Source organism: Thermus albus, from assembly GCF_022760855.1.
GTDB lineage: Bacteria > Deinococcota > Deinococci > Deinococcales > Thermaceae > Thermus > Thermus albus.
In genome coordinates, this window is the sequence record NZ_JAKTNR010000002.1 from 286,184 (window position 1) to 297,994 (window position 11,811).

Annotated in this window: 10 protein-coding genes and 2 pseudogenes; 4 read left to right on the forward strand and 8 right to left on the reverse strand. The window is 64.3% G+C overall.

Annotation, left to right across the window (positions count from 1 at the left end):
- Positions 1 to 6: 6 nt before the first annotated feature.
- From L0D18_RS03360 to L0D18_RS03375, 4 genes and pseudogenes are all read right to left on the reverse strand, one after another.
- Positions 7 to 522: pseudogene (locus L0D18_RS03360) on the reverse strand (ABC transporter ATP-binding protein); the annotation flags it as partial.
- Positions 513 to 1,289 (reverse strand): ABC transporter ATP-binding protein, encoded by a 777-nt coding sequence (locus tag L0D18_RS03365; protein WP_243027361.1) that lies wholly within the window; start codon positions 1,287 to 1,289, stop codon positions 513 to 515. The pseudogene L0D18_RS03360 and the gene L0D18_RS03365, both read right to left, overlap by 10 nt.
- Positions 1,289 to 2,164 (reverse strand): branched-chain amino acid ABC transporter permease, encoded by an 876-nt coding sequence (locus L0D18_RS03370; protein WP_243027362.1) that lies wholly within the window; start codon positions 2,162 to 2,164, stop codon positions 1,289 to 1,291. The genes L0D18_RS03365 and L0D18_RS03370 overlap by 1 nt, the downstream gene beginning before the upstream one ends.
- Before the next feature lie 50 nt (positions 2,165 to 2,214).
- Complete coding sequence (locus tag L0D18_RS03375) at positions 2,215 to 3,399, reverse strand: ABC transporter substrate-binding protein (RefSeq protein WP_243027363.1); 1,185 nt, start codon at positions 3,397 to 3,399, stop codon at positions 2,215 to 2,217.
- Positions 3,400 to 3,488: 89 nt separating this feature from the next.
- Here L0D18_RS03375 and L0D18_RS03380 point away from each other — a divergent pair, with 89 nt between their 5' ends.
- Positions 3,489 to 4,925 carry a lyase family protein gene (locus L0D18_RS03380; RefSeq protein ID WP_243027364.1) on the forward strand — a complete coding sequence of 479 codons (1,437 nt, stop codon included), beginning with the start codon at positions 3,489 to 3,491 and terminating at the stop codon, positions 4,923 to 4,925.
- A gap of 15 nt (positions 4,926 to 4,940) precedes the next feature.
- Here the strand turns inward: L0D18_RS03380 and L0D18_RS03385 are convergent.
- From L0D18_RS03385 to L0D18_RS03395, 3 genes and pseudogenes are all read right to left on the reverse strand, one after another.
- Positions 4,941 to 5,852, reverse strand: a pseudogene (locus L0D18_RS03385) (SLAC1 family transporter); the annotation flags it as partial.
- Between the two features lie 32 nt (positions 5,853 to 5,884).
- Positions 5,885 to 6,817 carry an NAD-dependent epimerase/dehydratase family protein gene (locus L0D18_RS03390; RefSeq protein WP_243027365.1) on the reverse strand — a complete coding sequence of 311 codons (933 nt, stop codon included), beginning with the start codon at positions 6,815 to 6,817 and terminating at the stop codon, positions 5,885 to 5,887.
- An 83-nt stretch (positions 6,818 to 6,900) separates the two neighbouring features.
- Positions 6,901 to 7,467 carry a thioredoxin family protein gene (locus L0D18_RS03395; RefSeq protein WP_243027366.1) on the reverse strand — a complete coding sequence of 189 codons (567 nt, stop codon included), beginning with the start codon at positions 7,465 to 7,467 and terminating at the stop codon, positions 6,901 to 6,903.
- 67 nt (positions 7,468 to 7,534) lie between these two features.
- On the opposite strand from L0D18_RS03395, the gene L0D18_RS03400 reads away from it, so the two are divergent.
- Genes L0D18_RS03400 through L0D18_RS03410 form a run of 3 tightly spaced genes read left to right on the forward strand, consistent with a single transcriptional unit; the run spans position 7,535 to position 11,384 of the window.
- Entirely contained in the window at positions 7,535 to 9,976 is a 2,442-nt protein-coding gene (locus L0D18_RS03400; RefSeq protein ID WP_243027367.1) for a cation-translocating P-type ATPase, read from the forward strand.
- Complete coding sequence (locus L0D18_RS03405; RefSeq protein WP_243027368.1) at positions 9,973 to 10,422, forward strand: CBS domain-containing protein; 450 nt, start codon at positions 9,973 to 9,975, stop codon at positions 10,420 to 10,422. Before L0D18_RS03400 ends, L0D18_RS03405 begins: the two co-directional genes overlap by 4 nt.
- Positions 10,419 to 11,384: a sodium:calcium antiporter gene (locus tag L0D18_RS03410; protein WP_243027369.1), complete on the forward strand. Its 966-nt coding sequence runs from the start codon at positions 10,419 to 10,421 to the stop codon at positions 11,382 to 11,384. Before L0D18_RS03405 ends, L0D18_RS03410 begins: the two co-directional genes overlap by 4 nt.
- Here L0D18_RS03410 and L0D18_RS03415 read toward each other — a convergent pair.
- On the reverse strand, positions 11,348 to 11,809 hold the full coding sequence (locus L0D18_RS03415) for a universal stress protein (RefSeq protein WP_243027370.1): 462 nt from the start codon (positions 11,807 to 11,809) through the stop codon (positions 11,348 to 11,350). The genes L0D18_RS03410 and L0D18_RS03415 overlap by 37 nt on opposite strands.
- Positions 11,810 to 11,811: the final 2 nt, after the last annotated feature.

The window sequence follows — 11,811 nt, forward strand, 5'->3', positions numbered from 1 at the left end:
GGGCTCGTCCAGGAGGAGGAGTTTGGGTCGGCTGGCCAGGGCCCGGGCTACCTCCACCCGCTTTTGCAACCCATAGGGAAGCATGCCCGCAGGGGCGTGGCGGAAGGGGGAGAGGTGGAGGTAGTCCAGGACTTCCTCGGCCCAGGCCCTAAGTTGCCATTCCCGCTCGGCCCGGGGTAGGGCCAGGGGGTAGGCGGGCAGGGCCAGCTCGGCCCCTAGCTTCACGTTTTCCAAAACGCTCATGCCCCGGAAGATCTCCAGGCCCTGGAAGGTGCGGGCTAGGCCCATGCGGGCCCTATCCTGGGGGCTTTTCCCCCGCAGGTTTTGGCCCAGGAAGACCACCTCGCCCTTGTCGGGCTCATACACCCCGGAAAGCACGTTCAGAAGCGTGGTTTTCCCAGCCCCATTGGGCCCGATCACCGCGAAGAACTCGCCTTCGGCTACGCTGAACTCCACGCCCACCAGGGCCTTCACCCCCTTGAAGGAGAGGTGGAGGTTCTTAGCCTCGAGGATCACACCCACCGCTTCCTCCTTCGGTAACGCTTGGCTTGGCGGAAGCCTACCTCCTCCTTGCCTAGGTAGAACTCCATCACGTCCTGGTCTTCCTGGGCGGCTTGGGCGTCGCCTTCAAACACCACCCGGCCCCGCTCCAACACATAGACGCGGTCCACGATGGCCAGGGCTGCCCGGGCGTTTTGCTCCACCAGGAGGAGGCTCAGTTTTTTCTCCTTTCTCAGGGCGTCCAAGGTGCGCATCACTTCCTCCACCAGCTTAGGGGCGAGGCCCAAGGAGGGCTCGTCCACCACCAAGACCTTGGGGCGGGTGAGGAGGGCCATACCCAAAAGGAGCATCTGTTGCTCGCCTCCCGAGAGGTAACCCGCCTGTTCGTGGCGACGCTCGTAAAGCCTGGGGAAGCGGGCGAAGACCTCCTCCATGCCCTCCTTCAGCTCCCGGGAGGAAAGGCGATGGCCGGCGGCCACCAGGTTTTCAATGGGGGTCAGGTACCGGAAGAGGGGGCGCCCCTCGAGGACCGCGGTAAGCCCAAGGCCCGTGATGCGCACCGGATCCAGGTGGGTGGCCTCCTGGCCAAAGAGGCGGACGTGCCCATCCAGCACCCGCCCCTCAAACTTGGGAAGAAGCCCTGCCACCGCCCGCACCAAGGAACTCTTGCCCGCCCCGTTGGGCCCCAGGAGGGCCACCGCTTCCCCTTCCCTTACCTCCAGGGAAACCCCATCCAGGGCCAGGATCACTCCGCGGTAGACCACCTTCAGGTTCTCCACCGAAAGCATCACACCCTCTCAATCTGGCGTTCGCCCAAGAGGCCATATGGCCGCACCATAAGTACCAGAAGCACCACCACGAAGGGCAGGGCTTCGGTGAAGCCCGGAAGGAGGGGTTCCAGGTAGCGTCCGGAAAGGGCCTCGAGGACCCCCAGGAGGAACCCCGCCAACAAGGCCCCTCCCACCGAGTCCAACCCGCCCAAGATGGCCACGGGGAAGACCTTAAGCCCAAAGAAAACCAGGTTATGCCCTACCCCGCTGGCCACGGCCAGGAGGGCTCCGGCCAGGGTGGCGAGGAGGGCGGAGATTCCCCAAACCCCCGCCAGGATCCGGGTGGTGGGGATGCCCAGGGCCAGGGCCGCCACCTCCCGCTCGGAGATGGCCCGCACCAGGACTCCATAGCGGCTTTTCCTGAGGAGCCAAAGGAGGCCGAATCCCAGGGGCAAGGCCAGAAGGAGGTTCCAGACAGCCCGGGAGGGTACGAAGGTGTCCCCTAGCTGGAAGCCCAGCTGGGGAAGTTCCCCCTGGAGGTACTTGAGGTCCGGTCCCCACAGGAGCTGCACCCCGCCATCCAGGGCTGCGGCCAACCCGATGGTGGCCATGATCACCGCCACCACGTTCCGCCCCAAAAGCGGCCGCACAAAACCCCGCTCCACCAGGAGTCCAAAGAGAAAGGCCATGGGCAGGGCAGCCAGCATGGCCAGGGGGAGGGGCAGAAAAAGGGCGAAGGTGTAGGTGAGGTAAGCCCCTACTAGCAGGAACTCCCCGATGGCGAAGTTCACCACGCTGGTGGCCCGGTATACCAGGACGAAGCCTAGAGCCAGAAGGCCGTAAAGGGCCCCGTTGGCCAGGCCGCCGATGAGGTACGGTAAAAGGTCAGACATGGGCGTGTAGCAAGGCCCCCAGGTGCGGCCACCTAGGTGCGGGATAGGGGCTAGGCCAGTTTGATCCAGTCGGTGATGGCGTTGAAGCGGCCGTCCTTCACGCTAGCCCGGTAGAGTTTGGTGTAGGGAAGGCGATGGTTTACGAACTGGAAGTTATGCAAGAGCCCCAGGCCGTTGTAGTCCCCAAGTTTCTCCAGGTATTCCACCACCCCGGCCCGGGTCAGCTTGCCCGCACCCGCTGCCCGGCGCATGGCCTCGGCGATGGCCAGGGCCACCGCCAGGCTGCCCATGTAGTAGGTGGGGCGGTAGGAAATGTCGCGCCCCTTTTTCTGCCGGAACTTCCGCATCTCGTCCACGGCCGGCACCAGGGTGTCGTACCAGTAGGCGTTATGGTAAGTGACGGTGAACCCCTCGGCAGCGGGACCGGCCCGCTGGATCAGGGCCAGCTCCGCCGAGTAATACGTGCCCATAAACTGCGCCTTCAAGCCCTGTTCCCGAGCGGTGCGCAGGATCAGGGGTTCGGCGGAGAGGGCGTAGCCCTGGAGGATCACGAAGTCGGGGTTGGCCCGGCGCAGGTTCAAGACGATGGGGGTGGCGTCGGTGAAGGCGGGAGGGGTTACCTCCTCGTGGACCACCTCCATGCCCAAGGCCTTGGCCCTTTCCTTGGCGTAGGGGATGGGGTCGCGGCCGAACTCGGTGTTGGAGTAGACCAAGGCGATCTTAGCCCGGCCCTTCTGTAGACGGATCTGCCTTAGGAGGGCTTCCATCATGTCGTTGTAGGTGGGGCCGAAGACGAAGATGGTGGGGTAGGTCTTGGGGTCGGCCAGTTCGTTGGCGAAACTGGTGGCGGAGTAGGGTAGGTTCATGCGGGCGATCTCCGGGGCCAAGGCCTTGGAAAGGCCGGTGGAATCGCCGTAGACAAAGAGGAGCTCCTCGGGCCGCTCCCGGGACACCACCCGGTTGAAGGCAGCGGTGCCCTTAGCCACGTCGTAGCCGGTATCCTCTACAATGAGCTCCAGTTTGCGGCCGCCAACGCCCCCCAGGACCTCGTTCACGTAGTCCACCCCATCCACGAAGCCTTCGCGTCCGGCGTTACCGGCGAAGGCGAAGGGACCGGTGAGGGGAAGGAGGGTGGCCAGCTTCACCGGCCGCGCTTGCGCGGTGGCGATGTAGGGCATGCCCACCGCAGCCAAGGTACCCACACCCAGCTTCTGCAAGAACTCCCTGCGTTTCATCGTGCGCCTCCTTTCGGGTTGTACTCGGTGAAACGATACCATGCCCGAGGCTACCCGGCAAGTCCTCCGGGAAGGTCTAGGATGAAAGCATGCGTTGGCACGCCGTTTACCGCCGCTTCGTCCTAGGCCGCCATTACCGCTTTGCCCGGGAGGCCTTGGTCCCACATTTCTTTGACGCCCTGACCGCCTATGCCCTGGAGCTTTCCCGGCTGGGCATTCCCAAGGCGGGGGAGGCGGTGGCGGCCTTGAGGGAGCTCCGCACCCTCCCGCTTCCCAGCTTCACCGGGGAGGTGGAGGATGTGTTCTTTTCCATCTACGCCCAACTTTCCGAGCACTGGGGGGAGGAGGTGGCGGGGGCCATCCGCCGGGGGCTTTCCCGCAACGACCTGGACCTTACCGTCTTCCGCGCTTACCTCAGGGACCGGGTGGTGGCCTTGCTGGGGGACTTCCTGCGCCTGCGGGAAATGGTCTTGCAGGTGGCGCAATCCCACGCCGGGGTGCCCTTGGTCCTTCGCACCCACCACCAGCCGGCCCAGCCCTCCACCTTAGACCATTACCTCCTGGGGATAGCGGCGCTTTTGGAGAGGGATTTCCGCCGGCTAAGAAGGGCTTTGGATACCCTGGACCGCTCTCCTTTGGGGGCCAGCGCCCTGGCGGGAAACCCCTATCCCGTAGACCGGGCGCGGCTGGCGGCCCTTTTGGGTTTCGCCGGACCCGTGGAGAACACCTTGGACGCCGTGGCCTCGGGGGATTATGCCTTGGAGCTGGCCGCGGCCTTGGGGGGAATGGGGGCTAGCCTTTCCCGATTCCTTACCGACCTCCTTTTCTGGGCGGAGCGGGGGGCCTTTGTGGTGGGGGAGGGGCTTTCCCAGGGTTCCAGCTTTATGCCGCAGAAGCGGAATCCTGTGGTGCTGGAGCACGCCCGCATCTATGCGGGCCACCTTCTGGGGGGGGTGGGTACGTTGGCCTTCCTGAACCATAACACCCCGTTCACCGACCTCAACGATCATTCCACCGGGGTATTGGAGCCCTTGGCGGGACTTTTGGAAAGCGCTGAGGCGGTCTTGGAGCTGACCCGGGTGGCCCTTCAGGAAAGCCAGTTTGAGCCTTCCCTTCTACTGGAGGAGCTTTCCCCGGAGGTCTTGGCCTCGGAGGCGGTGGACCTTTTGGTGCGCAAGGGGGTTCCTCTGGCCGAGGCCTACCGGCGGGTGCAGGGAGCTTTGCCTGGGGTTCGCCCCGAGCTTTTGGGGGTGGAAAGGGAGGAGCTCATCGCCTGGATGTGCCTGGAAGGTTTTTTTGCCCGCAGGGAGGTCCTGGGGGGGGTAGGGCCCCAGGCGAGAAGGGGGGCTTTGGCCCAGGCCAAGAAACGGCTCCGGGAGGATCGGAAACTTTTATCCGCCCTGCGGGCTAGGGTGCGCTTGGCCCGGCGCGGGTTGGCCCAGGGGTTTGAGCACCTCCAGGCGCAGGAAAGCCAGGAGGCTGCGGAAGAGGAGGGGGAGGAAGAAGGCCAGAAGCACCGCGAATAGGCTATAGGCTAGGGTGTGGAGGACGGGGCTTTTGAGGCCTTGTGCCAGGGCCTGGGTGGCCAGGGTAAAGGCAGCGGTGGGAAAGACCATGGCCCAGAGGCCGGGTTGGAAGCGGAGGCGTATCCGGTGTAGGAGGAGGTTTTCCACAAGTAGGGCTGAGACCAGGACGAACCACCAGCCGCCTAAGCCCCAAAGGGCGGTGCCGAGGAGGTAGACCCCCTCGAGGCCTCCCCCGTAAAGACCAGCGGCCCGGGCGCCCTTTAGGAGGGAAAGGGGGGCCAGGATGCCCACCCCTACCGGGGCCAGCCCCACGAAGAGGCTGGGCACCAACCCCGGGGCGGGGCGCTCATGGGCGTAGAGACGGGCAAACAGCGTCGCCCCCACCCAAAGGAAGAGGACGAGGCCAAGGCCGAGGAGCATGAGCATCATGTAGAAGGCCTCCCGGGCCCAAGGCCCCAGAAGGGGGAGAAGAGGGCCGCCTGCCAAGGGGACCACGATGGCGGAGACCGGGGGGATGAACCAGGCGCCGTTGGCCGCCTCAAAGGGAAGGCGCATCCGGGTAAAGACCAAGTATCCCACGAGGAGGCTGAGGATCACCACCAAAGGGGCTCCCACCCCAAAGAGGAAAAGGGCCACCCCCTCCCATCCTGCCACCTCGTGGCTGGCTAGGCCTAGCAGCAAAAAGGCCAGGGGGAAGGTGGCGTAGAGCTGGGAGAGGAGGGGGTGGTGGAGCTCCTCCCAGGCCTTTGCGGGATAACGGAGGAGCTTCATCCCAAACATGGCCAGGCTTACCAGAAAGAGGAGGCCCATCAACCCATATACAAAGAGGGCTGGGGCCTCGAGGCGGAAGCGGTGGAGGGCCAAGGCTACCCCACTCCCTCCCATGATCATGGCAAACCAAGCGGGGTGGAAGAATCGGACGCTCATGCCCCCATGATGGGATAGGGTAGGGGGGTATGTCAACGGTTCCGGAAATGTTCCACGGTCAACCGGATGCCCTCGGAGAAACTCACCTCGGGCCGCCAGCCATGGGCCATGAGCTTGTGGGGGGAGAGGACGCTCCGCTCCAGGTCCCCTGGGCGCGGGGGGGCAGGGTTGACCTGGGGGGTCCGCCCGGCGGCCTGGGCCACGGCCTTTAAGACCTCCATGGTGGTGTGCCCTTCCCCGGTCCCCACGTTGTAGACCCCTTCCAGGCCCTTTAGGGCCAGGTTGTGGGCCCGCACCACGTCCCCCACGTAGATGTAGTCCCGCACGCATCCCTCGTCCCCCGGGGTCTTCCGGGCGTAGAGGGTTACCGGCTCCCCTTTGAGCACCCTTTCCGAGAAGATGGCCACCACCCCAGCCTCCCCGTGGGGGTCTTGCCGGGGGCCATAGACGTTGGCGTAGCGCAGGGAGACCCACTTGAGCCCGTAGTTCTGCCCGTAGGCGGAAAGGTAGTGCTCAAAGCCCGCCTTGCTGGCGGCATAGGGGCTTTTGGGTTTGGGGGGCCAGGTTTCCTCGGCCTCTTCCCCCTCCGGCACCTCCCCGTAGATGGCCCCGCCCGTGGAGGCGAAGAGGATTTTTTCTGCCCCCCACTTCCTCATGGCCTCCAGGAGGTTCAGGCCCCCTAGGAGGTTCACCTCAAAGTCCAGAAGCGGGTTGTCCACGCTCACCTTCACCGAGGCCTGGGCCGCTTGGTGGGAAACGTGGGTGGGGCGGAACTCCCGGAAGACCCGTTCCAGGCCTTCGCGGTCCCGCAGGTCCACCTTGTAGAAGTAGACCCCTTTGGGCACATTTTCCCGCTTACCCGTGGAGAGATTGTCCAGGACGGCCAGCTCTATACCTTCCTGCAAAAGGTTTTCCACAATATGGCTGCCGATAAACCCCGCTCCACCCGTTACCAGTACGCGCATAGGCACCTCGGAAAAGCCCTTGGACCGCCTCCCCATAGGCGGGCTCTGGGCCTAGCCCATCCTACCCCACCAAGGAAGGCCCGTTAGCCGATTTTGACCTCAGGTTCGTTGCCGGGCCGCCACTTGATGGTGCACCCCAGGGCGGGGGCCTCCTTGAGGGGGGGTTCTTCACCTCGGAGCAGGGCTTCTATGGCCGTTTCCAGATCGTGGCTTTGCACCTGGTCGGGAAACTTGGGATTGTCGTTGACCCGGCCATGGTAGCGGAGAAGGCGGTTTTGGTCAAAGAGGAAGACCTCGGGGGTGCGCAAGGCCTTGTAGGCCTTGGCCACTTCCTGGGTTTCATCCAGGAGATAAGGGAAGAAGATGCCGTGCTCCTTGGCGAACTCCACCATCTTGTCCGGGGCATCATCGGGATAACGCTCGTAGTCGTTGGGGTTGATGCCCACGAAGGCCACCTGGCCCCGGTACTTCTCCGCTAGGGCCACGATCTCCTTGATGGAGCCCTTGACGTAGGGGCAGTGGTTGCACATGAAGATAACGGCCAAGAAGGGCTCTTGGAACTGGGAAAGCCGATAGCGTCCACCCCTGGGATCGGGAAGCTCGGCATCAATCAGCGGGCTTTCTAGGGGCAGTTCAGGATACTGCAGCATGGCTCCATCATACCCCAAGCCACCCCTAGGGACAATAAGCGCCCAGAGACCTTGGTATCATGCCCCCATGCGGGGACTCACCTCAGAGGAGGCACGGAAACGCTTAGCGCAATACGGTCCTAACGCCCTTCCGGAAAAGCCGCCCGAGCCCCTGGGGCGGAAGTTCCTGCGCCAGTTTCAGAGCCCTCTCATCTACATCCTCCTCTTCGCCTTGGTGGTGGACCTAGGCCTTTGGGTTTTTGAGGGAGCCCATGGGCTTCCCCTGGAATCCTTGGCCATCCTGGCCATCCTCCTTTTGAACGCCACCTTGGGAACTCTTCAGGAGAAGCGCTCGGAGGAGGCCTTAAGGCGCCTGAAAGCCCTGGCGGAGCCCTTGGTCTGGGTGTTGAGGGATGGGCATTTTCAACGCCTTCCAAGCCGGGACCTGGTCCCGGGGGATGTGGTGCGCCTGGAGGCGGGGGACCGGATTCCGGCGGATGGGGTGCTCCTCGAGGCCAGTGGGGTCATGGTGGACGAAAGCGTCCTCACCGGGGAAAGCGTGCCCGTGGAAAAGGGGGAGGGGGAAGAGGTCTTTTCCGGCACCCTTATGGTGCGGGGCAGGGCCCTCTTAGAGGTGACCCGCACCGGCCTAAGAAGCGCCATGGGCCGCATCGCCGGGCTTCTGGCGGAGATGGAGGAGGAAAAAACTCCGCTGGAGCGGCGCCTCGAGGCCTTTGGCCATCGGGTGGCCCGTTGGGTGTTGGTCCTTGCCGCAGGGCTGGTGGCCTTGGGTTTTCTGGTGGAAGGCTTTTCCGCCCAGGTGTTCCTCTTCGCCGTAGCCTTAGCGGTGGCGGCGGTGCCGGAGGGGCTTCCTGCTGTGCTTACCTTGGCCTTGGCCCTGGGGGTGGAGCGCATGGCCCGCCGCAAGGCGGTGGTGCGCCGCCTTGCGGCCGTGGAAGCCTTGGGGAGCGTCACGGTGATCGCCACCGACAAGACGGGCACCCTTACGGAAAACCGCATGGAGGTGCAGCAGGTGGTGGGGCCGGACCCCCAAGGGGCCCTTTTGGCCATGGTCCTCTGCAACGACGCCGATTTGGAGACGGGAGCGGGGGACCCCTTGGAACTGGGCCTTTTGCGGTATGCGGCCGAACGCCTGGATATAAAGCGGGTACGCCAAGAACACCCCAGGCTTTCCGAACGGCCCTTTGACAGCGCCTGGAAGTACATGCGGGTGACCACGCCTGGGGGCAGTTTCCTGAAAGGGGCTCCCGAGGCCCTCATACCCCGCCTGGCCTTACCAGAAGAGGAGAAGCTGGCCCTTTTAGGGGAAGCAGAGGCCCAGGCTCAGCGGGGTTTTCGCGTGTTGGCCTTGGCGTGGGGCGAAGGGGAGCGGGAGGAAGGGTTAAGCTTCCTGGGCTTCGTCCTTCTCCTGGACCCGCCCCGCCCGGAGGTACCGGAGGCGGTGGCCAAGGTGTTGAAGGCCGGGGTTCGGGTGGTGATGGTCACGGGGGATCACCCGGCCACGGCTTTGGCCATCGCCCGCCAGGTGGGTATTCCTGCGGAAGTGGTGGCCACCGGGGACGAGATCGGGGAACTCTCCGACGAAGAGCTTCTAGAGGTGGATGTCTTCGCCAGGGTTAAGCCGGAGGATAAGCTGCGCATAGTAGCAGCTTTTCAGAAAGCAGGGGAGGTGGTGGCCATGACCGGGGATGGGGTGAACGATGCCCCGGCCCTCAAGCGGGCCGATGTGGGGGTGGCCATGGGGCTGAGGGGCTCGGACGTCTCCCGGGAAGTGGCGGACCTGGTCCTGATGGACGATAACTTCGCCACCATCGTGGCGGCCATTGAGGAGGGGCGGAGCATCTATGAGAACATCCAGAAGTTCATCCGCTTCCTCTTTTCCACCAACCTTTCCGAGGTCTTGGTGGTAACCTTGGGAATGGTATTTGCTGCCCTCTTAAACTTGAGGGACGAGGCTGGACATCTGCTCCTTCCCCTCACCGCAGTGCAGATTCTTTGGATCAACCTGGTCACCGATGGCCTACCGGCCCTGGCCCTGGCTTTGGACCGCAACCCTGGGGTGCTGGACCGGCCGCCCAGGCCTAAGGAAAGCCCCCTTTTGGATCCGCCTTCTTTGAGGTTCATCTTGCTTACGGGAAGCGTTAAGGCCGCCTTCGCCCTGGGCATCCTGGCGGGGCTTTCCGGGTGGATGGGCCGCGCTGGGGTTCAGGGGGAGCTCGTTGAGGTAGCCCGCACCGCCACCTTCCACTTCATGACCCTGGGCCAGCTCTTCTTCGCCTACGCTGCCCGGCACACCCACCTGATTCCCCTTCCGAATCCTTACCTGCACGGAGCCGTGGCCCTGGGTATCCTGATCCAAATCCTTCTGGGCAATCTGGCCCCCGGGGTGTGGGAGGCGGTGGGGATTCCGGCCTGGATCTGGGGGTTGGTTTTGGTCCTTGCCCTTCTGGCCTGGCTTATGGCGGAGGGGGTGGACCGATTAGTATGGCGGAAGGAGGCTAGGCGATGAAGGCCAAAGACGCCATGACCAGTCCTGTGGTAACCGTGCTTCCCGAAACTTCTCTGGTGGAGGTGGCCCGGCTGATGCTGGGAAAAGGCATTGGGAGCGTCCTGGTGGTGGATGAAGAGGGGCACCTGATAGGCATCGTGACCGAAAGCGATTTCCTGAAGGAACGAGGCGTGCCCTTTTCCACCTTCCGGGCCCCCATGCTCTTGGGCCGCTTTATGGGGGCCGACGGGTTGGAGGAGGCCTTGGCCGAGGCCAGGCGCACCCGGGTGGAGGAGATCATGACCAGCCCGGTGCACGCCGTGGGGCCGGAGGAACCCCTTTCTCGCATACTGGACCTCATGTTGGCCTACGATATCAACCACGTTCCTGTGGTGGACGGAGAGGGGAAACCCGTGGGGATCATTACCCGGTTTGACCTGCTTCGCCTACTCCAGCCCCAGCTATGACCGGGATCGCCTTCTTGGCGGTGGCGGCGGTCATCCTGCTGGCCGGGCGGCAGGTGGCCTTCTATGGGGACGTCCTGGCGGAGAAAACGGGGCTTGGCCGCACCTTCATGGGCCTTTTTCTGGTGGGCATCACCACCAGCTTGCCGGAGCTTTTCAACGTGACCAGCGCGGTTTTTCAAGATCTTCCCGAGATCGCCGTGGGGAACCTTTTGGGAGCCAGCATGGTGAACTTCCTGCTCCTCACCGTGCTGGATGCCGTCCACCCTCGTCCCCTCACCGCCCGGGCCAGCCAGGGGCATGCCCTGAGCCTGGGGCTAGCCATCCTGCTTCTGTCCTTGGCGGGAATGGGCCTTTTGGCGGAAAGGGGCTTGGGACGGATCGGGGGGTTCGCCCTGGCCCTTTTTCCCCTTTACCTTTTCGCCCTTTGGCTTTCCTTTCGCTACGCCAGGCGTTTTCCCCGCGACGAGGCCCTGGAGGAGGAGGCCTATGCCCATATCCCTTTACCGAAGGCCCTCGGCCGTTACCTGCTAGGGGCAGGGGTATTGGTGGGGGCGGCGGTGGTACTCCCGGGTTTGGCCGCGGCCCTGGCCCGGGAGACGGGGCTCGGCCAGGCCTGGGTGGGCACCTTTCTGGTGGGACTGGTCACCACCTTACCCGAGGCCACGGTGACCCTGGCCGCCGCCCGCCTGGGGGCGGTAGATCTGGCCTTGGGCAACGTGTTGGGAAGCGTCATGTTCAATACCTTTTTGCTCTCCTATGCCGACCTCCTGGCTCCTGGCCCCCTGTTAGCCCAGGTAGGGGGAGGCCACCTTTTCAGCGTTCTGGTCCTCCTGGGTATGGCGGGCACGGTGCTCACCGGGCTCATGTACCAGAGCCTGAGGAAGCTTTGGGTTCTGGCCTACGACTCCTGGGCCATCCTGGCCCTTTACCTGCTGGCGGCCTCGCTCCCCCTGGTGCGGTAGGGCACCACCAAGACGGGCTTGGGGCTTCGGCGGACCACCTCCTGGGTGACGCTGCCCAAAAGCACCGCATCCAGCCCCGTGCGCCCATGGGTGGCCATGACCACAAGGTCGTGCTTCATGACTTCCTTTAGGATCACCTCCGCTGCCCGTCCCTCCAGGAGATGGGCTTCAAAGCCCACTCCCATCTCTTCTGCCATGTGGGTGGCCCGGTCCAGGGCGGCCAAACCTTCCTGGCGCAGGTCCTCCACCAGGGCCTGGTAGTAGGGAAGGGTCTCGGGGCCAAGGAGAAGCCTGGGCCCTAGGGGCTCGAGGGCGTAGAGAAAGGCCACCCGGGCCCCCAGGGCCTTGGCCAGGCGGAGGCCCTCCCTTACCCCAGCTTCCGCTGCTGGACTTCCATCGGTGGGAAGGAGGAGGCTTTGGTACATGC